Genomic DNA, 870 nt, shown 5'->3' on the forward strand with positions numbered 1-870 from the left:
CTGAACGTAATCAAGTCAGAATATAATCAAATTTTAAAGAGCAGATCATACACCAGGGAACAAGTTAGAATTATTGCATCATATCAAACAGCAAAACACTCATTATCAACACAAATAGCTTATAGCTCAGGATTAAGAGCTCATGAATTGTTTACTTTGGAAAAAGCATCAATACAGCCAGCAGATGAACGCCCTGCACATAAAGAGAAATTTTTAGGAAGAGAGGGGGAGCTTTATACAGTGACAGGAAAAGGAGGATTAACGAGAGAAATTTTAATTCCGTATCACTTAGCCGAAAAACTTGAGCAAACAAGACTTGCTGAACCAAAGCTTATTGAGGATCGAGGCGTGTTCTATAAACAAAATTATAATATTGCCGGAGGGAAAAATTTTAGTAATTCATTTTCAACGGTATCAAAAAATAGGCTGAATTGGAGCGGAGGAGCACATGGGTTACGGCATAGTTACGCACAAGAACGCATGAAAGAACTTCAAATGACATTAACTAGAGATTTAGCACTTGAAATCGTATCGCAAGAACTGGGGCATTTTAGACCTCAAATAACAGAAGTATATTTACGTTAATTTGATTTAGCTAACGCCTCCCTACGGTCGTTGTTGAATCCCTCGCAATGTGAAAACAAGTTTCACACCGCTCACGATTGCCTAAACAAATATTAAATTATTAATTTTCAGCTTGAGAACTGAGGAATGAAAGCATTAATTTTAATGTTAACAATATTGGCATCTATAGTTTGTTTTAGCTCTATTGGTGTTAGTTTTTGGGGAACAACTGCTATAACGGCATGCTTGTTTGTGCTTATTAATGCTATTACGAATATTTGAAATTAAATGGATAGGCAATCGTGA

At 35.7% G+C, this 870-nt stretch carries 1 protein-coding gene; it reads left to right on the top strand.

Translation table 11 applies throughout. The features are described from left to right. Positions 1–585, top strand: a 585-nt coding sequence (locus A9G40_RS05440) for a site-specific integrase (RefSeq protein WP_065582223.1), incomplete at its 5' end; no start/stop codon positions are given. Positions 586–870: the final 285 nt, after the last annotated feature.

This window comes from Gilliamella sp. Nev3-1, assembly GCF_001690435.1.
GTDB classification, from domain to species: Bacteria; Pseudomonadota; Gammaproteobacteria; order Enterobacterales; family Orbaceae; genus Gilliamella; species Gilliamella apicola_C.